Here is a 24,451-nt window from a genome sequence, read left to right as displayed (position 1 = left end):
GGGCCGCCAGTGGCCGCTCAATAGCAGACCACGTAGATCTTGCGCACGGTCTCGATTGTCCGCCAGGTGCCGACGAAGCCGGGTTTCATGACGAAGCTGTCGCCGGCCCGATAGGTGATCGGCTGTTGTCCAGTCTCGGTGATCTCCACCACGCCCTCGATGATGTGGCAGAATTCGAAGGTCTCGCCCTTGATGGAATGGGTGAGGCCCGGCGTTGCCTGCCAGACACCCGACTTGATCTTTCCGTCTCGCGACTCGTCCATCGCCCAGGTCGAGAACTCTGGGTTGCCTGAGATCAACCGTTCGGGTGCGGGAAGGGCATGGGTGGGGGCGAAAGTCGGGTTGTGGTCAAGGGTCTTGATAAGGCTCATGGTTGCTCCGGATCGTGATTTGTCTCCGCATCATTAGAGCCGGTTGCGGCGCTCGTGTTGTGCTATCCATCGTCGGGCAGCAGGGCGTTATGCTGAATTGTGGTCGCCACTCCCAAGATCCTGCGGCAGCAGCTTGGCAGCGAACTCTGAACCATCAAATTGGCTTGCAGCGGCTCTGTGGAGTGACACCCGCAACGGATCGGTCCATGGCATGCCAGCGCAAGATTTGAAGCCTGCTCCCCAAGCGCCGAGCAATGCTGATTGCGTGCTTCATCTCCTTCTCTTCCAGCCGGCAGTCCCACATCGACCCCGCGCTGCCGCAGGTCGCCACGAGATGGATGGCGCAGCGGTCGACGGTTTCAGGCTTGCAGGGTTTGCGTTTGGATCGTTTTGCGGCCGAATGAGCGAGAACAAGACGTGCATCCGGACCCTGAGCCGTTTCCGCATTTTTTGCCGGAGCGGGCCTCAATCCAACAGGATTGACGCAACTTTGTTCGGGATTCGAAGTTGCCTAAGTCCGCGTGCAAGGCGTCGGTTCATGCCGCGGCGATAAGGGCGAATGATTGAGTGTGATTGTTATGGCCAAGTGGAACAACGAGGCGTAGTCTTTCTTGGTGTGCGGGGCCACAGGTCAATTGCGATCGTCCGCCTTGCGATGGAGGGATAGCCGATGCAGCAATTCGGAGACCCGAGTGACGCGAAAAGGCTAGCACTTGCCATCGTTGAAAGCATACCGGAACCCTTCGTCGTTCTCGACAGTCATTTGCGGCTGGTAGCCGCGAACAGCGCCTTCTTCGAAACCTTCGAGATCGATCCGGTACGTTCGCACGGGATCAGCCTGTTTGATCTGGACGAGCGGCAATGGGATCTCCCGGTCCTTCGCCAGCGTCTTGCCGCAGCCATCCCGGATCACCCCGAGATATCGGCGTTCGAATTCGACAGGGACGTCGCAAAGATCGGGCGCCGCACGCTGCTGATGTCGGCGCGAACCGTTGACTACGGGGGATCATCGGCCCCGAACACGCTGCTCGCGTTTCGCGACATCACCGAGGCAAGGCGGGCCGAGGCGGAGAAACAGGCCCTGCTGGACCGCACCGAGGAATTGCTCGCCCAGCAACGCGTTCTCTTTCAGGAAATGCAGCACCGGGTGGCCAACAGCCTGCAGATCATCGCCAGCATTCTGATGCTCAAGGCACGCGCCGTGACGTCGGAGGAAAGCCGTCGTCATCTCGAAGACGCCCACCAGCGCGTGATGTCGGTCGCCACGGTGCAGAACTACCTGCACCTGACGGATGGCGTCGACGAAATCGAAGTTTCGGCCTATCTGCAGAAGCTATGTGATGGCCTTGCGAAGTCCATCATTGTGGACAGTCGGCCGATTGTCATCGACCTGCACGCGTCCGAAAGCACGATCCCGTCCCGTAATGCCGTCAGCATCGGTCTGATCGTGACCGAACTCGTCATCAACGCCATCAAATATGCCTTCCCGGTATCCACGGGGTCTGAACGGGTCCTAGTCAGTTACGAGACACGCGACACTGACTGGCGCCTGGTCGTCGCTGACAACGGTGTCGGTCGCAGCGAGACCGAGAAGCCGGCTGAGCCCGGATCTGGCCTGGGATCTTTGATCATCGAGGCTCTGGCGAAACAACTCGATGCGCGGGTCGAGATTGCATCCAGCGACAAGGGCATGAGTGTCACCGTGGCCCATGCGACGTTCCATTCGACCTCGAGCACCGCAGCCTGAGGCTTTGCCTGCTGTACGGCGGGGTGACGCTGACGACCTCCTCCATCCTCAAAACGGAGATGGATCGGAACGCCGACGCGATTCAGCCGTTGCGATCAAGAGACTGGTTTGGCGACATTGCAGAAAGACGGGGCCATGAAGATCCGTGCAGGGTTTCACATCGAATACGAATGTCAGAACGAGACGCCGATGCTGCTCGTCCTCAAGGTTCACCCATCAAGGGAACGGGACCTTTGCAGCGAGCAAACCCTTTCCTTCAACCGCATGATCCCCCAGCGCGATTATCTCGATGCTTATGGCAATGCCTGCAGCCGGATTATGGCACCTGCCGGCAGGATGGCGATCTCGGCCCAATTCGACGTGAGCGACAGCGGCTTGGCGGAATTCCTGCCCGAACAGGCCGTTCAGCTTCCAATTCAGGATTTGCCCGACGATGTCCTGGTTTTCCTGCTGGGGAGCCGCTACTGCGACACCGACCGTCTGGCCGATTTTGCCTGGAAGCAGTTTTCTGCGACGCCTTTGGGCTGGCCGCGGGTCAAGGCCATCCTCGACTTCGTTCATGGCCATCTCGTCTTTGATTATGACAGGGCCGACCCAACGCGCACGGCTCATGGCGGTTTCATCGACAGGACAGGTGTATGCCGCGATTTTGCACATCTCACCATCACGCTCTGCCGATGCCTCAACATCCCAGCCCGCTATTGTACCGGTTATCTCGGCGATATCGGCGTGCCGAGAGATCCGCATCCCATGGATTTCAGTGCGTGGTGCGAGGTCTATCTCGGCGGTCGTTGGTGGACCGTCGATGCCCGCCATAATGTCCCGCGCATCGGACGGATCTTGATGGCGAGGGGGCGTGATGCCACGGATGTCGCGCTCTCGACAGCCTTTGGGCCAGCAACGCTGACGCATTTCGAAGTCGTCACGGAAGAAGTCGACTGATGGCCATCCGGCACTCGGCGCAAGGCCGAGCCGACAAGAGGAAGGTGCCCAAATGACCATCCAGCGAGCAAGCTTCTATGTGCTCCTTCTCATTACAACGATTGCCTTCGTGTGGCTTCTCATTCCTTACTATACGGCGGTTCTATGGGCCGTGATACTCGCGATCCTTTTCTTCCCCGTTCACAAGCGGCTGGAGCGGTGGCTGGGTGGTCGCGCAACGGTCGCGGCATTGCTGACGCTGCTCCTTTGCATCTGCCTCGTCATCCTGCCGGCGCTGGTCATCCTGGTGTCCCTCATTCAGGAAGGGACGAGCCTTTATCAGCGCATCAGCAGCAATGAAATCGACCTGAACGCCCATCTTCTGCGTTTGCAGGCAGTGCTTCCGGATTTTGTAGGCACCTGGCTGACTTCGCTGAAGCTTGATGGCTTTGCCGAGTTGTGGGCACGCCTCTCGTCCGGCCTGATGGAAGCTGGCCAGTCAATTGCCGGCGGGGTGTTGAGCTTCGGTCAGAACACGCTGCAATTTTTCATCAGCATGGGGCTGATGCTCTATCTTCTGTTCTTCCTGTTTCGGGATGGCGCATCTCTTGGAAAGACCCTGCGCCACTCCATTCCGCTCAGCGACGACTATACGCGACAGTTCGTCGACAAGTTCGCGGCCGTTGTCCGCGCCACGGTCCGGGGCAATGTGATCATCGCCATCGTCCAAGGCGTCATCGGAGGCTTGACCTTCTGGGCCTTGGGGATAGAAGCGGCACTCCTTTGGGGTGTGGTCATGATTTTTCTGTCGATGCTGCCGGCCATCGGTGCCGCGATCGTCTGGGTGCCGGCCGCCATCTGGCTGTTTCTCGTCGGTGCCTGGATCAAGGGGATCGTGATGATCGCGGTCGGTACTCTCGTCATAGGACTGATCGACAACCTGCTGCGCCCGCCGCTGGTCGGGCAGGGCGCGAGGCTGCCGGACTATGTCGTCCTCATTTCCACTGTCGGCGGAATTTCACTCTTTGGTCTTAGCGGTTTCGTCATCGGGCCACTGATTGCGGCACTTTTTATTTCGGCATGGTCACTGTTTACTCTACAACAACAGGAACCGGCATGAGCTCCGGCCAAGTCAGGCATTGAGAAGAGAGCGAACTGGGGCGCAGTAACAGGTTCAAGCTGCCAGTACCGATCGGTCGGTAAACTGCATGTGTCGAGGGCGAGAAACAACCGCAGACTGGCGCCACGGGCGACCGGTTCTACGCTTTCTCCAAGCGCAACTGGCTTGTCCGGTCGAAGAAGTGGATATTTTCGGAGCGTAAGGAGAGGCGCACCGTCTCGCCGGGCACCAGCATCATGCGCTCGCGAAGCACGCAGGTGATTTCCTGGCTGCCCAGTTGCACCACCAGATGCGTTTCCGATCCTGTTGGTTCCACCACCAGCACCTGGGCTGCAATCCCGTCCGGATCCCCAAGGCGGATATCCTCCGGTCGGATGCCGACCATCACAGGCTCGCCATCGGCCCTGCTCGGTGCCATCGACACCGGAATACGGCCAACGCCTTCAAGCTGCAGTGTCGGCATGTCGCCTCCGGTCACCACGCCCTCCAGGAAGTTCATGGCCGGTGAGCCGAGAAAGCCGGCAACAAAGACATTGCGGGGATTGTCGTAGAGGTCGAGCGGCGAGCCGATCTGCTCGATATGGCCACCCTGCATGACGACGATCTTGTCGGCCATGGTCATCGCCTCGATCTGGTCATGCGTCACATAGATGATCGTCGTCTTCAACCGTTGGTGCAGAGCCTTGATCTCGGCGCGCATCTTGACGCGCAGCTTGGCGTCGAGATTGGAGAGCGGTTCGTCGAACAGGAAAACCTTCGGGTCGCGCACGATGGCGCGGCCCATGGCGACGCGCTGCCGCTGCCCGCCCGATAGCTGGGCGGGCTTGCGCTGCAGGAGGGGTTCAAGGCCCAGAATGCCGGCAGCCTTGTCCACCTTGGACTTGATTTCCTCGCGCTTGGCTCCGGCAAGCTCCAGCGCAAAGCCCATATTCTGGGCCACGGTCATCTGCGGGTAGAGAGCGTAGTTCTGAAACACCATGGCAATGTCGCGGTCCTTCGGCTCAAGCCCGTTCACCACGCGCCCGTCGATGCTGACCGTGCCGCTGGTGATCGATTCGAGGCCCGCTACCATGCGCAGCAGTGTTGATTTTCCGCAGCCGGAGGGGCCAACGAGAATAACGAACTCGCCATCGGCAATGTCGATATCGATGCCGTGTAGCACCGCATAGGCGCCAAAGGATTTGCGAACGTCGCGGATCTGGACGGTTGACATGCTGCTTCCTCCCAGCGCCTAGCGCTTCGGCCTGACGCGGATCGCCAGGTGCGGCTTGCCGGGCAATTCCACGGCAAAGGCCGCGTCCGGCCGGCGCGGGCGCAAGGAAGCGCCATGGCGGGTCGGGTGGTTGGCCGGCGCATCGACGAGCGTTGCCGGCGTCACCGTCATCTCCCAGGTGTCGATGATGTCGACATCATAGTCGCCGGGAACCTGCGGCAGGCCGGGCGACCAGATCACCGGTTGGTGCTCGCCGAGATAAACATAGGTGACATCGCCATCGCTCGCGCCTGAAACGCGGCTCCAGGGCCAGTTTGCCTCGCGTGCAATCGGCGTCAGCCCCGCCCTGCAATCCTCCTCCATCAGGTCGCGCAGGAAGCCGATGCGCTTCCAGGCTTCCCCATAGAGGACACCGCCCTTTGCCCACCAGAGGATGTCATCTGGATGCATGAAGGTCTCGCCATGTCCGGCATAACCACCGCGCAGCATGGTGATCCAGTAGCGGTGTACCAGTTCCTGGGCCGAGATATTGCCCCAGGAGAGCATGATATTGCCCTCATATTCCGGCTCGTCATTGATCACGGGTTTGCCATAGGCCTCCCGCCATTCCTGGGTGCGCTTCACGTCCCAGTTCTGGATGCAGACATGGCTGACCCAGGGCCGACGGTGATCGTAATTGGCGTTCACATCGCCATTGTGGATCGATTTCAGGTGATGATAGGGGTCGTTTTCCTCGATGATCTGGAAATAGCGGTCCCATTGCGCCATCGGCTTGGTGTTGAGGAGGAAGTCATATTCGTTGGCGAGCGACCACCAGACATTGCGGTAGGCCGCCAGCCTTGCCGTGAGATAGGCGACATAGCGATAGTCCTGTTCGGCGCTCATGTCGCAATAGCCCCAGCGGTCATAGGGGTGGAAGATGATGATGTCGGCTTCGATGCCGAGTTCGCCCAGCGCCTTCACCTGATTTTCGAAATGCCGGAAGCTTTCCGGGTTCGGCCGATCGAAATCGAGTTCACCCTCGGCATCGCGCTCATAAATGTCATGCAACGGCTCGTTGATGTTGAACGGGTAGTCCTTGGGAAACACGCCCATGCGCATCTTGTTGAAGCGGGCCTCCTTCAGTGTCGCGAGCGTCTGCGCCTGCAGCGCCAGCGGCTGATGCGTCCAGGCATAGCAGGTGGTGCCGAAGGGCAGGAACGGCGTGCCATCGACATGGGCGAAATGGAACTTGTTGGCCACCTGGACGGGGCCATGCACCGACGGGCGGGGCGGGCCGGCGGTGAAGGCGCCCGTGCGTCCATCCAGCTCCGCCGCCGAGGAGCGCGTGGTAAACTGCCATTCCCCTTCATTGTCGGGCATGAAACGGATCCTGTAGACGCCGTCTCCATCATAAAAACCTGGCACGCGCACGCTGCGGCTCTTCTGGCTGAAGAAGGCTTCCAGCTCGACAGAGATGAAAGGGTTGCCGGAGGATGGGCCTTCGAACATGGCTTCGAAGATATCCCATTTGGCGATCGTGGAATTGGTCATCTGTATGTCCTTGATGTGTAAATTAGCCCTTGACCGCGCCGGAGGTGAGACCCGACACGAAGTAGCGCTGGAAGATGAGGTAGACGATGGCGGCCGGCAGGACCGTCATCACGATGGCCGCGTTGAGCTGCCCGTAATCTCTGGAAAACTGGCCCTGGAAGGCCGAAAGACCGAGTGGCAGGGTCCACATTTCGCGGTCCTGCAGAAGCACCAGCGCCATGGCGAATTCGTTCCAGGTTGCCACGAAATCGAGGATCAGCAGGGCGGCGAGCACCGGCAGCGATACCGGCAGGAAGATCCGCCGAAAGATGACGAAATGCGATGCGCCATCGATGCGGGCAGCCTCGCTCAACTCCTTGGGTATGCCGCGAAAGAAGCTCTGCAGGATGAAGACTTGATAGGGAACGCCAAATGCAAGATAGGGCAGGATGACGCCGGGATAGGTGTCGATCAGGTGCAGCCCGTTCACCAGCGTGAAGAGCGGCGCCAGCATGACCTGGAACGGGATCATTGTCCCGAACAGGATCGCGAGCAGCAGCAGCTTTCGTCCAGTAAATTCGATCTTGGCCAGCGCATAGGCGGCCATGGCCGAAATCATGAGGCCGAGCGGCACCTTGATGGTGGTGATGATGACGCTGTTGAAGAAGGTCGTGTTGAACCGCCCCCGGTCCCAGGCGCTGGCGTAATTGCTGAACTTCGGATCGACCGGCGGGGCAAATGCGCTGGAATTCATCACGGCTGCGGTCGATTTAAGCGAGGTGAAGGTGATGAAGACGAAAGGCGCGATCCAGATGACGGCGACTATGGCAAGCGTGATCCAGAGGCCCACCAGAACCCAGTCGCGCTTCGGTTTGTCCATCGGATGAAAGTCGACGACGGGAGACGCACGGGTCATTCCTCGGTCTCCTCGTTTTTCTGGGTCCATCGCAGATAGGGAATGACAACCGAAAGGGTGATGAGCAGCAGCACGACCGAGATGGCGCTGCCGCGTCCGAAATCGAAAATCTGCATGGACTGGGTGAAGGCCCAGAGCGCCAGCATCTGCGTCGACTGGGCAGGCCCGCCGCCGGTCAGGCCGTAGATGATGTCGAAGGCCTTCAGCGATGAGATGATTGCCAGCACGAGAACGATGGTGATCGTAGGTTTGAGCGCCGGAAGCGTCACATAGCGAAAGACGTTCCAGCGTCCGGCACCATCGATGCGGGCGGCTTCGATCAGCGTCTTGCTGACGCCCTGAAGGCCGGCCAGAAACAGGACCATGGAGAAGCCGACGCTTTGCCAGACATAGGCAACGAAGGCCGAGTAGAGCGCAATATCGCGGTCCCCAAGCCAGTCCTGATTCCAGGCATCCAGACCAAGCGAGGTCAGAAGCTGGCCGAACAGGCCGAAAAAGGGATCATACATCCATCGCCACATCGTCGCGACAGCGATCGGTGCGATGATGACCGGCAGATAAAAAATGGCGCGCAGGCCGTTTCGCCCGAGGATTGGCTGGTTGAGACCAAGGGCAAGAAGCAGTCCGATCAACGGCGGAAAGATCGTTGAAAGGACCGTCCAGATGATGGTGTTGCGAAAGGCTCCCCAGAACACCGGATCACGCATGAAGATATCGGCATAATTGCTGACGCCGACGAAAGTCCTGTTGGCGTCGAGGCCGTTCCAGCGCTGGAAGCTCAAGGCAATCACGTCGAGCATCGGGTAGATGGCGAAGACGAGGTAGATGACAAGCGCCGGCGCGATCAGCAGGGCGGCCTGTGTTCTCTGGTGGGTCAGGATGGATCTGGACGTCACAAGACACTCCATGCACTCGGCAGGCACTGCGCACAGCGGCAAGGGGTAGCGCCGGCCCGCAACCGGGCCAGGCGCCATGTTGCTGTCTATCGACGGTTGTCGATGAAGGCCTGAAGCTTGCTGCCGGCGTCTGCCGCAGCCCCATTCCCGCTCGCCACTTCGTTGATCACCCGGAAATATTCGGTGGTGACGTCAAGCGGGAAAGCCTGGTCGCCGTTCATGTAGACCTGGCTGTAGGCTGCGAAGATGTCGACCCATTTCTGGTCCATCGGGCGCAGGTTCTCATAGGCGACGTTCTTGTTGATCGAGGTGGTGCTGAACTTGCCAAGGCTTTCCTGCTGTACCGGCGTCGACACGAAGTAATCGAGGAATTTTGCCGCCAGATCCGGGTTTTTGCTCTTGCTGCTGATGTAGTGATACTCGGCAAAGCCGTAGAGCCGGTTGGTGCCCGTCGGGAATGGGAAAATGTCGTAATCGTCGAGATTGCCGGCTTCCGCCAGCTGCTGCACCAGCCAGTCGCCTTCCAGCATCATGGCCGCGCGACCGGCAAGGAAGAGATTGAAGGAGCGGGCGTTGTCGATGCCCATGAAGGGGCTCAGGATGTAGTTCTTGCTCCACTTGTCGAGCTCTTCGAAGGAAGCGGTGGCGCAGGGTTCCGTCTTCCAGTTTGCCTGCATGTTCTTCAACGCATCGTGTTTTTCCATGCCGCACTTGGATTCGAGGATCACGTCCATCAGGCGCATGACATGCCAGTTCACCGTGCCGCCAAAAGTGATGGCGGGAATGCCGGCCGCCTTCAGCTTCTCGGCGGCGGCGACCAGCTGGTCGTAATCCGCCGGCAGTTCGGTGATGCCGGCCTGTGCGAACAATGCCTTGTTGTAATAGAGCGCCTCGCCCTTGAAGGTGAAGGGCACGCCATGGCGACCGCCTTCGTAGATCTTGGAGAAGGAGGCGGCTGCAGGCACGAGCATGTCGTCCCACTTGTATTGCGCATAATATTTGTCGAGCGGCAGGCTGAGGCCCGCCTTGATGTATTCGCCGCCAAGACCGAGGCCCGCCCAGCTGAAATAGATGTCGGGTCCCTTGTCGGAGCCCGCCGCGACACGCAGGGCGGTCTTGTGGTCGTCGACGCCGCGCGTCACGATCTCGACATTGACGCCGGGATTGGCGGCTTCAAAATCGGCGGCAATTTTCTGCATGGCGGAATTTGACGCTTCCGAAGCAAAATTCAGCGTCCAGAAAGTCACATCCTCAGCGGATGCCAGGTTTGTAAACAGTGTCAGCGTGGCGAGCACCGTGCTCGTCCGGAGCGCGTTGGCGACCAGATTCATAACATTTCCTCCCGTTTTGGTAGTCTCTTCCTCACCACTTTTTAGATCGCTGTACCCTCTCTTTGTCAATATTAATTATGTCATCCATGACAAAACTATCGCCAATTTTACCCATTCGACCGCTTCTTTATGTCGCGTTCGTGTCTTTGGGGGCTTGGAGAGCTCGTTTTGTAAAAATGGTGCCAGGCCTTCCTTCACAAATGACATTAGTCCCATTAAATGGGAGCACGCGCGTGCCTGATGTCGATGTGAGCAGGGCGGGCAAGCGCGGGGTGGATGGGAACGAGGCGATATGGCCAACATGATTAGTGGGGGGCTGCATGGCCTTCTCGACGAGCGTCAGGTTGATACTCCTGTGGCGAGGGTCGTGCGGGCGTTGAGCGGCCATGGGGCCGTCAGCGCGGCGCAGATCGCGCGCACCACCGGACTGGCCCGATCCACCGTCTCCACTATCCTTGCCGACCTGAAGCGATCGAGCCTGGTCGTGGAGGTCGAGACGCGAAGCCCCGGCATCGGTCGTCCGGCGCTCGCTCATTCGCTGAATCCAGAAGCCGGAACTTGTCTCGGTGTCCATCTCGGACGAAACGAGATCCGGGTCGTTCTCGCCGATGTCGCGCACAGCGTGCTTGCCGACATCGCCATTCCGCTGGAAAGCAATTACCGGCCGGAAAAGGCGACACGGATTGCCAAGCAGGCAATCGACAACATTTATAAGGAGCACAGTCTTCCTTATTCTGGACTGCTTGGTGTCGGTTTCGCGGTGTCGGCACCGATCACGCCGAGCGGAAAGATTATGCGCGGCTCGCAACTCCCCGGCTGGCAGGGCGTCGATCTGCGTGCGACATTCGAGCCGGTGCTGCAGAAGCCGATCTTTGCCGACAATGAAAGCAACTGCGCCGCCCTGGCGGAAATGATGTGGGGGGCGGCGGCAGGCTTTGACAATTTTGTCCTGTTCAAGCTCGACCTGGGGATCGGGGGGGCGATTGTTGCCAATGGCAAGGTGCTGACCGGTGTTGCCGGTACGGCTGGTGAATTCGGCCACATGGTCCTCGATCCGCGCGGCGACCTCTGCAGCTGTGGCAATCGCGGCTGCCTGGAGCTTTACTGCAGCGGCATGGCAATCCTCGGCGTTGCCGAACGGCGCCTGTCCCGCAGCCTCGGGATGGCGGAGTTCATCAAGATCGCGCAAGGCGGCGATGTCGGCTTTCAGCGGCTGCTGGAGGATGCGGCCGAGGCCGCCGGTCGTGGCCTGGCGACGGTCGGCACCATCATCAACCCGGGGCTTTTCGTCATCAGTGGCAGTCTCGCCACAGCCGGCGAACTCATCATGGCGCCGATAAGGTCGACCTATGCGCGGCACACGCTGGTCAAGCCGGGTGACGGCGAGGGGGCCAATCCGCAATTCGTCACCGGCAAGTTCCTTGAAAACGACAACTGCATGGGAGCGGTCGGGCTGGTGCTCCGACACCACGGACGTCTGTCCTGACCGATAGCCGGGCGCAGGTTCTGCCGGTACGTGAGAATCGACTGTTTCCAACTTGTGGCACCTCCGCCCGATGGGAGAGGGACCCTATCGGGCCGCTCTCAGATGAAAGCCACTGCCGCCTCACCGCGCGTTCCCTTGGGTTCCTGCCGGCGCCTCGAGGCAATCAGGAACCAGGGGTCATGCAAACCGATGCACCTTGCCGTCCTCCGGACTGGCGAAAATCATCTCGGCCTGGGTGATCACGAAATCTCCCGGGACACGGGCGACAATCTGTTGCAGCGCGGGGTTATCGAGATAGACCACCGTGTCCGCCCCCAGACGCTCGATATGGCGCACCCGGCATTCCCATTTGCCGTGCGACCGGGAAAGCACGATGTGTTCCGGGCGGATGCCATAGGTCGAGCAGCCTTCGTCGGCGGCGATCGCGCCGGTGTAGAGGTTCATCTTCGGGGAACCGATGAAACCGGCGACGAAGGGGCTGACGGGGTGGTTGTAGAGCTGCATCGGGTCACCGACCTGCTCGATCTGGCCGCCGTTCAGCACGACGATCTTATCGGCCATGGTCATGGCTTCCACCTGGTCATGGGTGACGTAGATCATCGTTGCGCCGAGCTTGGCATGCAGATCGGTCAGTTCCATCCGCATCTGCGAACGCAGCGCCGCGTCGAGGTTCGACAAGGGTTCGTCGAAGAGAAAAACCTTCGGGTTGCGAATGATGGCGCGCCCGATTGCCACGCGCTGTCGCTGGCCGCCGGACAAAGCCTTCGGCTTGCGGTCAAGAAGGTGCGTGAGCTGCAGGCTTTCTGCCGTTCTCGCGACCTTTTCGGCAATCTCCCCCTTCGGTCTCCCCGCCAATGACAGACCGAACCCAATGTTCTCGCGCACGGTCAGATGCGGATAGAGCGCATAGGACTGGAAAACCATGGCGATGCCACGCTTGGACGGTTCCGCATGGGTGACGTCCTCTCCGTCGATCATGATCTGGCCCGCACTGGATGTCTCAAGGCCCGAGATCATCCGCAACAGCGTGGACTTGCCGCAGCCGGAGGGCCCGACGAAGACGCAGAACTCGCCCTTCTCGACCTTCAGATCGATGCCCTTGATGACCTCGAGGCTGCCGAAGCTCTTGCGGATGTCCTTGAGAACGACACTGGTCATGCGGCTATCCTTTGACGGCACCGGCGGTCATGCCGGCCACGATCTGTCGGTTGAAGAAAATGTAGACGATAAGCGGCGGGATGGTGACGAGCAGGATGTTCATGAAGAGCAGATTGAACTGCGTCTGGAACTGTCCCTGGAAATTATAGAGGGTCAATTGGACCGTGACGTTCTCGCGACCCGGCAGGTAGTAGAGGGGATTGGTGAAGTCGTTGAAGATCGTGATCGATTGCACCACGATGACGGTTACCGTCACCGGCTTCAGGAGCGGCAGGATAACCCGGAAGAAGATCTGCAGCGGCGTTGCGCCATCGATCAGCGCCGCCTCGTCTAGGTCGCGCGGAATGGTCGCGATGAAGCTGCGGAACAGAAGCACCGAGAAGGCCAGGCCATAAGCCCCCTGAATGAAGATCATGCCGGTGATCGTCTTGAACAGGCCGATTGACTGCAACACCCAGATCGTTGGCACGACGGCCGGCGGAATCATAAGCCCGGCCAGAACGAAGCAGTAGATCACCTTGTTCCAGGGGGAGGGACGGCGCTGCAGGACATAGCCGACCATTGCCCCGGACAGGACGAGCAGGGTTACGGCAAAGACGGTGATGACCGTCGAATTGAAATAGGCGAGCAGCAGAAGGTAGTTTCGCGTCTGCAGGACTTGGAGGAAGTTATCCCAGAAGTGCCATTCCACCGGCCAGGAAAATGTCAGGCGCGCGGCGTCCTGCTTCGTCTTTGCTGCCGTCAGCAGGATGAAGACGAAGGGCAGGATGAAGATGATGGATGCTGCGAGAAGCGAGGCAAGGCCCGTATAGAGTTGGCGGCGGGTCACAGGTCGACCTCCCGGCGATTGAACCAGGCCGTCATCGGCAGGATGATGAGACCGATCAGGAGGAAGAGAATGACGTTGCCGGCGGTCGAAAGGCCATAAAAGCCTGCCTGATACTGCTTGTAGATCACGCTCGCCAGAACGTCGGAGGAGAAGCCCGGGCCACCGCGGGTCATGGCCCAGATCAGGTCGAAGCTTCTCAAGCCCCCGATCAGGGAGAGGGTGACGACCGTTACGGTCGCCGGGCGGACCAGCGGAACGGTGACCCGAAAGAACATCTGGCGGCGGGTGGCACCATCGATCCTGGCGGCCTCGTAGTAATCGGGACTGATTGTGGCGAGACCGGCAATGTAGATGAGCGTGGCGAGACCGACACCTTTCCAGAAATCGACAAAGACCACCGAATAGAGGGCCAGTGCCGGGTCGGTGAGCCAGCCGGGGCCTGGCAGCCCCACCGCCTTCAGCGCCACATTGATCATGCCATTGGTCGGATGCATGAGGACCGAGAAGGTGATGCCGATGCCGATCGTCGAGACCAGAACGGGGAAGAACACGATGGTCCGCAGGAAGTTTTGTGCCCAGAGGCCAGAGGTCAGCAGGACGGCCAGCAGAAGGCCGAAAACCGACTTGGTGGCGGAGGTGGCGAAGGCATAGATCAGCGTGTTGACCAGGCCCTGGACCAGGAAGGGTTCGCGCAGGAACTGTCGGTAGTTCTCAAGCCCGATGAACTCTGCCGAAAACAGGTCCCAGCGGGTCAGGCTGAACCACAGGGACGCAAAGGTCGGGACCAGAAACAGGACCGTGAACACGATCGCTGCCGGAAGGATGAACCAATAGGGATAGGGGGACTTCTGCGTCGCCATCTTTTTTCTCCGGATCAGACCCCGCCCGGACACGGTGTCCGGGCGGGGTGCGACTGGCGGGAGGTTACCAGTTGGGCAGGCCGAGTTGTTTGGCTTGTTTTTCGACGTCCTGGTCGTAGAGAGCAGCAGCGTCTGCGGCCGATCGGATCCCCGTGCCGACTTCAACCGTGATCTGCTCGAGCGCTGGCCCTTTGACCGGGGAAAGGAATTCAAGTGCCGGCGCCGTGCGACCGTCGGTTTCGAAATAGGGCAGCATGTCGGACACGGCCTGCGGGATATTGGCAGGCAGCTGGCAATCCTTGATCAGGTAGGGGCCTGATGGCACGGTCTTCGCCATCAGCTCGCAGGCCTCCTTCGAGATCATCCAATCCAGGAACGTCTTGGCCTCTTCAAGGTTTTCGGCATCCGCTGGTACGTAGAGGGCCGACGGCATCCAGATCGTCAGGCCGTTCTTCGCCGCATCGTCGCCGGGTTGGGCGAAAAAGCCCAGATCCGGCAGGTTGGCAGCGAAGTTTTGCGCCACATTGCCGATTCCGAAGGTCAGCATCGGATAGTGCGCCGCTTCGCCGGTGGCCACCATCCTCATGCCGTCGTCAAACTTGGCCGCGCCGAAATCGGCGTTGAAGAATCCGGCCTTGCCCGTCTGCTCCAGATGTTCGAAACCCTTTGCTGCTGCGGGCGTGGTGGCATATTTCGCCCGGTTCTCGGTATAGTCCTTGGCAAAGTTCGGCACCACCGCATTGACGTTATAGAAGTCTGCGAGAACAAAGAGCTGGGAGGTCCATGTGTCGCCATAGGTCTGGGCGATAGCGACCTTGCCTGCGGCCTTGATCTTCTCGCTGTTGGCGATGAATTCGGACCAGGTTTTCGGCACTTCGAGGCCAAGGTCCGCGTAGATCTTGCGATTGTAGAAGATGCCACCGCCCATGGCAGGACCGAAGGGTGCGCCACGCAGGCTGCCATCCGGGGCGGTCACCACCGCCTTGAAACTCTCCTGAATATGTCCCGCGTTCGATAGACCAGACAGGTCGGCCAGCGTCTGCTGCGGCTTGAGCGCCTGGAACAGCGAGCCCGAATTGTATTGGAAGATGTCGGCCATTTCTCCCGTGGCGAGGCGCGTCTTGACCATGTTGTCGCCCTCCGAACCGCCGGGCCGACTTTCAATGTCGAAGGTGATGTCGGGCCGCTTTTCCGCATAGGCTTTCGTCAGGGCATCGAAAAAGGCTACGGATTCGGGGTTGGTGTCGGCAAGGATGGTCAGCGTCACGTCGGCATGGGCGGCGCCTGCCAGCAAGCTGGCTATCGATGCCGTCAAGATCTTGGCTGCAATCATTCTCATGGTCGTTTCCTCCTCTATGGACCACTCGATCACTCACCGACCCCCGAGAATTTTCCGGGGATCGAACTCATATGCGAAAGGCGATGACATGTTTGCCAGCGCTCAAGGCGACGTCTCCCCCTGCAGACACGCTCGCTCCGTCGATGACGACATCTCTGCGCGCCGGCGAGACCTTGAAACGCGCCTCTACCCCCTCCGGCAGGTCGACCCGATAACTGACCTGATCACCGGCGAGCTCCCACTCAACCTCAATTCGGCCCTGCCTGACCTCGTGCCAGGCCTTCACCGGTGAGAGCTTTGGCAGAATGGCCGGGTCAAGCTCAACGCGTTGGAATCCCGCAGCTTCGGCCAGAGGCTTGATGCCGGCGACATCCTCAAAGAGCCATTGGCAGACGGCGCCATAGGCATAGTGATTGTAGCTGTTCATATCCGGATCGTAGATCGAGCCATCCTCGGCAATCGCATCCCAACGCTCCCAGATCGATGTCGCACCGCGATCCACCTGGTATAGCCAGCCTGGGACCTTGCGGTTGAGGAAGACCTTTTCCGCCAAATCCAGCATGTTCAAACGGGTAAGCGCCGGCAATAGGGCAGGGGTCCCGATGAAGCCGGTCCCGATCACGCCGTCCGTCTCCTCAACCACCCGGCGGAAATAGGCCTTTCCGGCCTCATGATACTCTGCCGGGACCAGATCATGCAGGAAGGCGAGCGCCCAGGATGTCTGGTCGTTGTGCGCAATGCGGCCGGACGGCGAGAAGTATTCGCGGACGAAGGCGCGGCGAATCTCTTCGGCGCGCGCTTCAAGCCGGCTGGCTTGCGCGGCGTCGCCGAGAATTCCGGCGATGCGTGATGAAAGCTCCGTGGAGATGAAGTGATAGAGGGTGGCGGCGCAGTCATCGGCCACCGTCGGGCGGGGCTTGCGGTTGTCGCCTACCGGCTGCAGCCAGTCACCAAAGGTAAAGCCGTGATCACCCCACACCGCCGGCGGGCGGATGATCGGGCCGTCCGAGATGCTCCAGAGGTAATCCAGCCACTTGAGCATCGCCGGGAAGCACTCGGCCAGCGCCTCGCGGTTGCCGTAATGGAGGTAGAGTTGCCAGGGAATGATGACGATGGCATCTCCCCAGCCGGTGGAACCAGCCCAGTCGCCCCGCTCATCGATCGGGTGAAGACGGGTCGGGTCGGGCGAGAAATGCGGGACCGCGCCATTTTCCCGCTGATCATGCATGACATCACGCAGGAACTTGATCAGAAAACGTTCGCTGTCGGCCAGCCAGCAGGCCGTACCCGCAAAAACCTGCGCATCGCCGGTCCATCCCAGCCGCTCGTCGCGCTGCGGGCAATCCGTGGGGATCTCGATGAAGTTCGACCGCTGGGACCAGACCGTGTTCTCGACCAGCCGATTGACGGCCGGAATTCCGGTGGTGATGCCACCGGCTGCGACCGGGACCGAACTGATCGGCACCATCTCGACCGAAAGCCGTTCCACGTCACCTTCGAGCGTAATGCGGGCATAGCGAAAGCCCATGAAGGAGAAGAGCGGCGCATAGACTTCCTCGCCGTCCCCGGCCAGAACATAACGCAACTCGGCCCGGGCGCTGCGGTAGTTGCGGTTGTCGAACTCCTCATTGGGGCCCAATATCTCCGCGTGCTCGATCCTCAGTGACGCGCCGGCCGCTCCCTGGGTGCGCAGCCGGATATAGGCGCCCGCATTCTGGCCGAAGTCGTAGATCCTGCGCCCATCCGCGTCCCGCCATTCGGCAACCGGCGCGCGTGGCTCAAACTCCTTGACCGGATCGACTTCATGAGGGACCAGCAGGACCTTGTCGAACGCGATGACGTCAACTGCACTGTCGGCGCATGGCGTGATGCGCGCGTCATAGTCCTCGCCATAATAGATGCCATTGCGCGACACCGGGGTGAAACCGCTTTTCCAGCTTCCATCGGTAACCAGGAGAGGCAGGCCGTTGACCTCAAGCGCGGCGATCGCGCCAATGTGCTCTCCCCAGCAATTGTAGATTGGATTGGAGGCCCACAGAATTTGGCTGCGATACCACCCGTCGCCGAGCCAAATCTCCAGTCGATTGTCCCCCGGCCGCAGCATGTGGGTGACATCATAGGTCTGGTAGGCAATACGGGCATCGTAGCAGGTCCAGCCCGGGGTCAGCAGATCGTTTCCGACACGGACACCGTTGATGAAGGCACGATACAAGCCGAGCGCGGATATCCTGAGGATCGCCCGATCTGGAGCGGCGGGGAGCGCGACCGCGGCGGACACGAAAGTGCCAGCCTGCCCCTGTCCGGCGTCGCAGGCAGGTGAAATCATCTCGGCGGTGGCGAAATGGCCGGGCAGGCGAGATTGCTGCTGCGCGCTTTTGTAGGGCGTGTCCATGGCTTGCCTCCTGCTTCAGAACACCGCTTGCCTCCCCCGGTGTTTCGACGTTTGTATATCGTTCTATGTGTATCCTTCTACAACTTTGTTTGCCGTGCAAGTGAATTTTGACTATGGTGGGCGCAGATGCTATGGATTGTCGGGAATAGCGATGGAAAAACAGATGCTTGGATCTAGGCCGGAGCGAGTGACCATCCGTCATGTCGCCGAACATGCGGGGGTCTCTGTCGCTGCGGTCTCAAAGGTCTTGCGCAACGCCTACGGTGTGTCGGACGCCTTACGGCTCAAGGTCGAGGATGCAATCGAAACCCTGAAATACCGCCCGTCCACCGCCGCCCGCGCCATGCGCGGTCGGACATTCACTGTCGGTATTCTGGTCGTCGAACTCACCAATCCCTTTATTCCCACTCTGCTCGAAGAGATGGATGCTGGCTTGGCGCAGGCAAGCTACAAGTCCATGGTTGCCGTCGGCAGGGCGGCTTCGAAGATCGAGACGTCGATGATCGAGACGATGATCGACAATCGTATGGACGGCCTGATCCTGATCGGCCCGCAGATCTCCGGCAACGTCATGGCGGAATATGCCAAGCAGATTCCAATCGTAGCCCTCGCCCATCATGAACCGAACAGTTCATTCTACGACACGGTCAATTCGGATGATTATTGCGGGGCACAATTGGCGGTCGAGGCCCTTCATGCGCAGGGGCACCAGGACATCGCCATGTTGAGCTATGATCACTCCGGCCAACCAAGCTCAGTGGTCGCCGTGGCCCGTGAGGCTGGCTACCGTGCGGCCATGGAACGGCTGGGACTTGAGGCTTGGATGCGGATTTTGCGGCTCCCCAATCCAAGCCTGTCACGCACACGCGGACTTGCGGAGTTCCTGGCCATGCCGGACAGGCCACGGGCTGTCTTCGCCTGGTCGGATATGGACGCGCTTCGGCTTTTATCTGCGTGCCATGAGCACGGCATTGAAGTGCCGGGCCAGCTTGCCGTCATAGGATACGATGACAGCGCGGTTGCGGGGCTGCCACTGGTGAACCTGTCGAGTATCAACCAGAAGCCGGACGAACTTGGAAGATGCGTCAGCGATCTGATGCTATCCCGCATCGAGGGCCGAACGGAGGCCAGACATGTATTGGTGACGCCTCAGGTCGTGTTTCGCCGGAGCCTGTGAACATCCCCGCTAGTAGCCGTGAAACGACCATTTTGCCTCTGCTCTGATCCGCAAAAGCTGAAGAAAGTCCAGGCTCTCAGATCACGACTAATCGAGATTTCAGTTATATACAACAACGAAATGCGAGAAAGATTGCGTACCAAGTATCAACTCAATCGCAACTAAATCGCATTCTGGAGAAGCAATTTTCGCTTTGGATGCGTCGAGCGAACCTGCTGCTTGGGATGGCTTCTATATGTTGTGCCGACCACTCTATCTGACAAGCCGGAAGAAGGCCATTCAGCATTGTGCTCGCTCGCCTTCCGCCCGACCTGCGCATGCGGTTTAGAAGATGCCTTAATGTGCCTAATTCCAACTTATTGATAAATAGGCAGCGCCTCCAGTTTCAAGGCTGCGGAATAGCTGTTCTCTTGATTTGTTGTCGTTTGGCGTAGTCCCGCCAGCTTTTCGAAATCGGCCGGGTCTTGCAATGCTTGACGTGTGCGCGAGGCTAGTCGCTGGAAGCCATCAAGGCATTTCGATTGCACCGGCTCCCCAGCGTCCTCGGCAAGCTTCATGATCGCGGCCAGAGGTCGAAGAGCGTACACATGGTAGTCGAGTGCTTTTTCGCCGCGCGCAAGTTCAATTGGCAGAAGTCCGAAGCCGTCAACTTGGCAAGCGCCGATTTCGAAACTCATCTTGCCCCATGTCTTGAATTCGGTGTCGTCCAGAAGGAAGCCGATTGCGGCGACGGAAAGGCCCGCCCAATAGCGGTGATTGTTGGTTCGCGATTTCGGGCCGAGGCGCAGGCTGTAAGCCTCGATCGTGTCCTTGGCCACAACCCCGAACCAGTCAGCATACAAGGCCTTCCTCTCTGAGCTGATGCCTACATGTGTTCCAGCAATTCTGACCGCAAGGGCAATTTCGGCTATCCAGCGATCCCTGGACAGGTATGCGTCGCTCGTCTTCATCTCGGTGAGCGACTTTGCCTTTGCCCATCGGTCGGCATTGTGCAGCACGCATTCGGCGCGCGCAGTTGTCGTGCCGATATCCTCCGACGAAGCGTAGGCGAGGGTGGTCAGTGCCCGGACGGCATTGCGGATAGGTTGGACCGTCTTGTCACGCGCAGCGAGGGCATCTTCGTCTATCGTCGACTTGGAGCTGTCAGCCTGATTGTACTTTGATTTGGTCGCAAGGGACTTGGGCGGAGCTTCGATGTTGAGGCACACCGGCGGCTTTTCCACCGAGCTTATGCCGGGAAGCGCTACCGTTGATGTCATCACACTCGTCGTCGACGCGATACTTGCTGTCTGAATTGTATAGTCTCGTCCGGCGTTTGCTGCTGCTCCGGCTAGACCATGTTCTGTCGACGTTTCCGGAACGGCGTCCTGGGCCATGCCAAAGAATTCCCTCACTGCGGAGGGCATCAGACCGAAGATGCCTCCCGCCGATGGTGCCACCTGGATGGTGACGGGCTCGGACTGATCTACGAGCGACTGCGATTGACCAACGCAAGGAACGAGCGTGGCGGCCACCAGTGTTGCAAGGGTATAGAATGGCGTGATCTGCATTTTGTGTCCTCACTATTGCGAGGGACACTATCCGCAAGGTGCCAATATTATTTTGGGATAATCTGTAAAATTCTAAACATATTGATCATTTCCATAATTTTGTATTTCACTTATCCATTTGATAAAATTTTATATGATAAGTTAACTTATTCGATAAGGTGAACATATTTCAGCGACATCATCGCGTCGTGGCTAAATCCAGACGGTTCGCGATCCAGGCTTCTCCGATGTCGGATGGGCGCATTGCTCTCTCCGTCGTTTCAATGATGACGGAATTTACTATCTATGGGTGAGTTAGCTCAGGTGCTTAAAACTGGTCGATTTATGCTGCATAGCAGCACTGTCTCGTTTGCCGGTATAACCCGACCGGAGATCTTCTTCGGCCATGAGTGGGAGTTTTTCACAAAAAAAAGTAAAGCCGTTTTGCTCAAATTTCGGCAATTTCATGCCATCTTTTTAAGCATTTCCTGTCACAAAAGTGACGTATATCGCTGAAAGGACACGAACTTTCTATTTGTTTCGACATAGTTTCTCGCTGAATCTGTGACGTCTGACACTATCGCTTAATTAACAGACATCGGTGAAATTTGACCCTTTCAAAGTTGGGGCCGCGGGTCGGTGCTGCAGCATTGACGTCATATTTAAATGCTGTATTGCAAAAAGAAGGACAGGTGCTGGTTTCGTCTGGAAAGAATGTTATCACTCTCTCTGGTTGTGGCTGAGGATTGGATTTCCTCCAAAACCTGATGCTTGTTTCAGGTGTTAGAAAGGAACTGCCGTGAGCAAAAAAGATTGGCGAGTAAGTATATTTGGCGCAGGCTACGTCGGTGCAGTCTCTGCCGGCTGCCTGGCCAAGGACGGGTTCAAGGTCGTTGCTGTGGACCCCGATCAGTTCAAGGTGGAGTGCCTCTCCGCTGGGCGATCTCCGATTTATGAACCAGGTTTGTCTGACCTGATTGAGGTCGCCGTCGAGAACGGACTGCTGTCAGCCACCAGCGACTACATGTCCGCCATCGCTGATACCGATATTTCATTCTGCTGCCCGGGTACGCCGAGCCGCGAAGATGGGTCGCTCGACACAAGCTACGTAAAGCTGGTTTCGGAGCAGATCGGTATCGCGCTGCGTGAAAAGTCTGATTTCCATATGGTCGTGATGCGATCGACCATTCTGCCGGGCACGGTCGAGTCCGTTGTCATTCCGGCCCTTGAAGAGGCCTCGGGAAAAAGGGTCGGCGTGGATTTCGGTCTCGCCTACTATCCCGAATTCCTGCGCGAAGGCACGGCGATTGCCGACTACTACAGCCCAGGAGCTATCGTGTTTGGCCAGTACGAGGGCGACGAGCGCACGATCCAGGCATTGCATGACCTGTGCGCATCGGTCTCGGTGAAGCCGCATGTCATCCCGATCCGCAGCGCTGAGATCGTGAAATACACCAACAATTGCTGGCATGCCGTGAAGATCTCGTTCGCGAACGAAATCGGCAATCTTTGCAAGTCAGTGGGCATCGACAGCCATATCGTTATGGATGTGGTTTGCGCTGACACGCGGCTCAACATTTCCCGCGCCTACATGAAGCCGGGCTTCGCTTACGGTGGTTCGTGCTTGCCGAAGGACCTGCGCGCCTTGCGCCACTTCGGCAAGATGCAGAACGTCTCCACACCGGTTCTCGATGCAACGGTCGAGGCCAACCAGTACCAGCTCGATCGCGCCTTCCGTCTCGTCAATCGCTCTGGCGCCAAAAAGGTCGGTCTGCTCGGGCTTACCTTCAAGTCTGACACGGACGACCTTCGTGAAAGCCCGCTGGTTATGCTGGCAGAGCGGCTTATCGGGAAGGGATTCGAACTCTCGATCTATGACTCGCAGGTTTCGGCCAGCAATCATGGCGGCCGCAACTATATTGAGCACTTGGCAGGCTTCCTGCGCTCAACGCCGGACGAGGTGGTGTCTGAGAGTGAGGCCATCATCGTCGGTATCAACGGACAGGGCACCAAGGACGCACTCGCCAAGGCCCGTGAGGGCGTAAAGGTGATCGATCTGGTCCGCATTCCCGTGGCCATGCCGTCTGGCGTGCACTACGAAGGGCTCGTCTGGTAAAAGCCGATGACAGAGGTCCTCAAGCACATCGTCTTTGTACTGTTGATCGCGCTGTTCGCGGCTCTCTTGCCGCAGCAGGCTTTCGACGAGAAGGCCCGCGACGCTGTCCTGGTGGTCGGCGTTATCGGGTTGTGGCGCTGGTCTTGGGGACTCCTACACCTGCTTCGAAGCGTATGGTTTCGACTTGTCCGTTTCCCGGCCATGCGCCGGGAGGCGGAATCTTTAGCCCGGACCAAAGGTCTCGGACACGCGTTTTTCCTGATCACGAGCTTCAGGATTGATGCACCGACGACTTACAAGGTCTATCGCGGCGCCTTCATAGCGGCTGAAAAGGCACCCGGAGGCGCCACAATCGTCTGCTCGATCGTCGAGCTCGGTGACGAGCGTCTGATCCGTCGACTTGCCGAAGTGATGTATGGGAAGGATCTCCCGTTCCGCCTTGAGATCGTTCGCATTGCCGGTACGGGCAAGCGGGATGCGCTGGCTGCTGGTTTCCGGGCGGTTGCCGCCTATAAGCCTGCGGGTGACGACACGGTTTCCGTCATCGATGGCGACAGCATCGTTCCTCCGGATCTCGTTGAACGTTGCGCCTGCATGTTCCTGACTAACCCGAACCTTGGTGCGCTGACCACCGACGAGGTTTGCACGGTCGAAGGCGCCGAGATCTTCAAGCAGTGGTATTCGATGCGGTTTGCCCAGCGCCAGATTCTCATGTCTTCGCACGGTCTGGCGGGGCGTGTGTTAACGCTGACGGGACGAATGTCGATGTTCCGTGCGCGGCTCGCATGCGATCCCGATTTCATTGACCACGTGCAGAACGATTACATCGACCACTGGCGTCTCGGTCGCATCCGGATGCTGACGGGAGACGACAAGTCGAGCTGGTTCTGGTTGCTGAAGAACGGCTACAACATGCACTATGTGCCGGATGTTCAGGTTGAAACCATCGAGCAGCCGCCTTTGCCGGGCTTCATCGCGTCTGCCTATGTCCTGATGACTCGTTGGTTTGGCAATATGCTGCGCACCAACAGCCGGGCACTCAGGCTCGGGCCGATCAAGATTGGCGCCTTTACCTGGTGGTCCGTGCTCGATCAGCGGATGTCGATGTGGACCAGCCTTTCAGGCATCACCCTGGCCATTCTCGGAACGGCGATGGTCACACCTTGGACTGCGGCTTTCTACCTCCTTTGGGTGATCGTCTCCCGCTACATTTTGGCACTGACATTCCTGACCGTTCGGCCGTCAATCAACCTTGTCTACATCCCGTTGCTCTACTTCAACCAGATCTTCGGATCAGCGGTGAAGGTTATGATCTTCTTCCGGCTTGATCGGCAGAAATGGACCCGCCAGAAGACGGCCTTCAAGAGAACGGATTCGCGCTTTGACGCCGCCTTCAAGCTGTGGTCCTCGCGGCTGGTCAACACGGTTGCGGTTCTCGTCTTCGTATCCATTCTCGTGGTTCTCGCCAATCTGGGCAGCTACTTCCCCGAAGATATGTCGGAGAACCTGCCGAAAATGACAAATCGGATGTTCTGAAA

19 protein-coding genes are annotated in these 24,451 nt (G+C 58.9%); 7 read left to right on the top strand and 12 right to left on the bottom strand.

The features are described 5' to 3' along the window. Positions 1-17 precede the first annotated feature (17 nt). On the bottom strand, positions 18-371 hold the full coding sequence (locus tag J2045_RS17120; RefSeq protein ID WP_307374943.1) for a cupin domain-containing protein: 354 nt from the start codon (positions 369-371) through the stop codon (positions 18-20). 670 nt (positions 372-1,041) lie between these two features. Here J2045_RS17120 and J2045_RS17115 point away from each other — a divergent pair. The 3 genes from J2045_RS17115 to J2045_RS17105 all read left to right on the top strand — a co-directional run bounded on the left by J2045_RS17115 (position 1,042) and on the right by J2045_RS17105 (position 4,159). Next, positions 1,042-2,118 carry a sensor histidine kinase gene (locus tag J2045_RS17115; protein WP_307374941.1) on the top strand — a complete coding sequence of 359 codons (1,077 nt, stop codon included), beginning with the start codon at positions 1,042-1,044 and terminating at the stop codon, positions 2,116-2,118. Between the two features lie 135 nt (positions 2,119-2,253). After that, positions 2,254-3,060 carry a transglutaminase-like domain-containing protein gene (locus J2045_RS17110; RefSeq protein WP_307374939.1) on the top strand — a complete coding sequence of 269 codons (807 nt, stop codon included), beginning with the start codon at positions 2,254-2,256 and terminating at the stop codon, positions 3,058-3,060. 52 nt (positions 3,061-3,112) lie between these two features. Then, the gene (locus J2045_RS17105; protein ID WP_307374937.1) at positions 3,113-4,159 is read left to right on the top strand and encodes an AI-2E family transporter; all 1,047 of its coding nucleotides are present in this window, start codon (positions 3,113-3,115) and stop codon (positions 4,157-4,159) included. A gap of 139 nt (positions 4,160-4,298) precedes the next feature. Here J2045_RS17105 and J2045_RS17100 read toward each other — a convergent pair whose 3' ends face one another. From J2045_RS17100 to J2045_RS17080, 5 genes are all read right to left on the bottom strand, one after another. Further along, a complete protein-coding gene (locus J2045_RS17100) occupies positions 4,299-5,372 on the bottom strand; it encodes an ABC transporter ATP-binding protein (RefSeq protein ID WP_307374935.1) in 1,074 nt (357 codons plus the stop codon). Positions 5,373-5,390: 18 nt separating this feature from the next. Then, positions 5,391-6,905: a DUF5060 domain-containing protein gene (locus tag J2045_RS17095; RefSeq protein WP_307374933.1), complete on the bottom strand. Its 1,515-nt coding sequence runs from the start codon at positions 6,903-6,905 to the stop codon at positions 5,391-5,393. A 22-nt stretch (positions 6,906-6,927) separates the two neighbouring features. Further along, on the bottom strand, positions 6,928-7,800 hold the full coding sequence (locus tag J2045_RS17090; protein WP_307374931.1) for a carbohydrate ABC transporter permease: 873 nt from the start codon (positions 7,798-7,800) through the stop codon (positions 6,928-6,930). After that, complete coding sequence (locus J2045_RS17085; RefSeq protein WP_307374929.1) at positions 7,797-8,696, bottom strand: carbohydrate ABC transporter permease; 900 nt, start codon at positions 8,694-8,696, stop codon at positions 7,797-7,799. Before J2045_RS17085 ends, J2045_RS17090 begins: the two co-directional genes overlap by 4 nt. A gap of 86 nt (positions 8,697-8,782) precedes the next feature. Further along, positions 8,783-10,027, bottom strand: a complete 1,245-nt coding sequence (locus J2045_RS17080; protein WP_307374928.1) for an ABC transporter substrate-binding protein — start codon at positions 10,025-10,027, stop codon at positions 8,783-8,785. A gap of 292 nt (positions 10,028-10,319) precedes the next feature. Between J2045_RS17080 and J2045_RS17075 the strand changes: the two genes are divergently transcribed. Continuing rightward, positions 10,320-11,513: an ROK family transcriptional regulator gene (locus tag J2045_RS17075; protein ID WP_307374926.1), complete on the top strand. Its 1,194-nt coding sequence runs from the start codon at positions 10,320-10,322 to the stop codon at positions 11,511-11,513. 177 nt (positions 11,514-11,690) lie between these two features. Here the strand turns inward: J2045_RS17075 and J2045_RS17070 are convergent, their stop codons facing one another. The 5 genes from J2045_RS17070 to J2045_RS17050 all read right to left on the bottom strand — a co-directional run bounded on the left by J2045_RS17070 (position 11,691) and on the right by J2045_RS17050 (position 18,091). Then, on the bottom strand, positions 11,691-12,671 hold the full coding sequence (locus J2045_RS17070) for an ABC transporter ATP-binding protein (protein WP_307374924.1): 981 nt from the start codon (positions 12,669-12,671) through the stop codon (positions 11,691-11,693). Between the two features lie 4 nt (positions 12,672-12,675). After that, positions 12,676-13,500 (bottom strand): carbohydrate ABC transporter permease, encoded by an 825-nt coding sequence (locus J2045_RS17065; RefSeq protein ID WP_307374922.1) that lies wholly within the window; start codon positions 13,498-13,500, stop codon positions 12,676-12,678. Further along, a complete protein-coding gene (locus tag J2045_RS17060) occupies positions 13,497-14,360 on the bottom strand; it encodes a carbohydrate ABC transporter permease (RefSeq protein WP_307374920.1) in 864 nt (287 codons plus the stop codon). The genes J2045_RS17065 and J2045_RS17060 overlap by 4 nt, the downstream gene beginning before the upstream one ends. A 64-nt stretch (positions 14,361-14,424) precedes the next feature. Next, a complete protein-coding gene (locus tag J2045_RS17055; RefSeq protein ID WP_370873159.1) occupies positions 14,425-15,675 on the bottom strand; it encodes an ABC transporter substrate-binding protein in 1,251 nt (416 codons plus the stop codon). Between the two features lie 91 nt (positions 15,676-15,766). Further along, positions 15,767-18,091 (bottom strand): family 78 glycoside hydrolase catalytic domain, encoded by a 2,325-nt coding sequence (locus tag J2045_RS17050; protein ID WP_307374916.1) that lies wholly within the window; start codon positions 18,089-18,091, stop codon positions 15,767-15,769. A gap of 151 nt (positions 18,092-18,242) precedes the next feature. Between J2045_RS17050 and J2045_RS17045 the strand changes: the two genes are divergently transcribed. Next, positions 18,243-19,268 (top strand): LacI family DNA-binding transcriptional regulator, encoded by a 1,026-nt coding sequence (locus J2045_RS17045; RefSeq protein WP_370873155.1) that lies wholly within the window; start codon positions 18,243-18,245, stop codon positions 19,266-19,268. A 356-nt stretch (positions 19,269-19,624) separates the two neighbouring features. On the opposite strand, the gene J2045_RS17040 is transcribed toward J2045_RS17045, so the two are convergent. Continuing rightward, positions 19,625-20,818: an alginate lyase family protein gene (locus tag J2045_RS17040; protein ID WP_307374912.1), complete on the bottom strand. Its 1,194-nt coding sequence runs from the start codon at positions 20,816-20,818 to the stop codon at positions 19,625-19,627. A gap of 778 nt (positions 20,819-21,596) precedes the next feature. On the opposite strand from J2045_RS17040, the gene J2045_RS17035 reads away from it, so the two are divergent. Together J2045_RS17035 and J2045_RS17030 are read left to right on the top strand one after the other, a co-directional pair. Then, on the top strand, positions 21,597-22,913 hold the full coding sequence (locus tag J2045_RS17035) for a nucleotide sugar dehydrogenase (protein WP_307374910.1): 1,317 nt from the start codon (positions 21,597-21,599) through the stop codon (positions 22,911-22,913). 6 nt (positions 22,914-22,919) lie between these two features. After that, positions 22,920-24,449 carry a glycosyltransferase gene (locus J2045_RS17030; RefSeq protein WP_307374908.1) on the top strand — a complete coding sequence of 510 codons (1,530 nt, stop codon included), beginning with the start codon at positions 22,920-22,922 and terminating at the stop codon, positions 24,447-24,449. The last annotated feature ends 2 nt before the right edge of the window (positions 24,450-24,451 follow it).

The sequence above is a fragment of the Peteryoungia aggregata LMG 23059 genome (assembly GCF_030814435.1).
Taxonomy (GTDB): domain Bacteria; phylum Pseudomonadota; class Alphaproteobacteria; order Rhizobiales; family Rhizobiaceae; genus Allorhizobium; species Allorhizobium aggregatum.
This window is presented reverse-complemented; position numbering and strand designations above follow the sequence as displayed.

What these genes read in the sequence shown, in the direction of transcription:
- J2045_RS17080 (WP_307374928.1), bottom strand. Translation starts at nt 10,027, where the DNA reads ATGAATCTGGTCGCCAACGCGCTCCGGACGAGCACGGTGCTCGCCACG.
- J2045_RS17095 (WP_307374933.1), bottom strand. Translation starts at nt 6,905, where the DNA reads ATGACCAATTCCACGATCGCCAAATGGGATATCTTCGAAGCCATGTTC.
- J2045_RS17050 (WP_307374916.1), bottom strand. Translation starts at nt 18,091, where the DNA reads ATGGACACGCCCTACAAAAGCGCGCAGCAGCAATCTCGCCTGCCCGGC.
- J2045_RS17120 (WP_307374943.1), bottom strand. Translation starts at nt 371, where the DNA reads ATGAGCCTTATCAAGACCCTTGACCACAACCCGACTTTCGCCCCCACC.
- J2045_RS17110 (WP_307374939.1), top strand. Translation starts at nt 2,254, where the DNA reads ATGAAGATCCGTGCAGGGTTTCACATCGAATACGAATGTCAGAACGAG.
- J2045_RS17075 (WP_307374926.1), top strand. Translation starts at nt 10,320, where the DNA reads ATGGCCAACATGATTAGTGGGGGGCTGCATGGCCTTCTCGACGAGCGT.
- J2045_RS17030 (WP_307374908.1), top strand. Translation starts at nt 22,920, where the DNA reads ATGACAGAGGTCCTCAAGCACATCGTCTTTGTACTGTTGATCGCGCTG.
- J2045_RS17070 (WP_307374924.1), bottom strand. Translation starts at nt 12,671, where the DNA reads ATGACCAGTGTCGTTCTCAAGGACATCCGCAAGAGCTTCGGCAGCCTC.
- J2045_RS17100 (WP_307374935.1), bottom strand. Translation starts at nt 5,372, where the DNA reads ATGTCAACCGTCCAGATCCGCGACGTTCGCAAATCCTTTGGCGCCTAT.
- J2045_RS17060 (WP_307374920.1), bottom strand. Translation starts at nt 14,360, where the DNA reads ATGGCGACGCAGAAGTCCCCCTATCCCTATTGGTTCATCCTTCCGGCA.
- J2045_RS17105 (WP_307374937.1), top strand. Translation starts at nt 3,113, where the DNA reads ATGACCATCCAGCGAGCAAGCTTCTATGTGCTCCTTCTCATTACAACG.
- J2045_RS17090 (WP_307374931.1), bottom strand. Translation starts at nt 7,800, where the DNA reads ATGACCCGTGCGTCTCCCGTCGTCGACTTTCATCCGATGGACAAACCG.
- J2045_RS17040 (WP_307374912.1), bottom strand. Translation starts at nt 20,818, where the DNA reads ATGCAGATCACGCCATTCTATACCCTTGCAACACTGGTGGCCGCCACG.
- J2045_RS17115 (WP_307374941.1), top strand. Translation starts at nt 1,042, where the DNA reads ATGCAGCAATTCGGAGACCCGAGTGACGCGAAAAGGCTAGCACTTGCC.
- J2045_RS17045 (WP_370873155.1), top strand. Translation starts at nt 18,243, where the DNA reads ATGGAAAAACAGATGCTTGGATCTAGGCCGGAGCGAGTGACCATCCGT.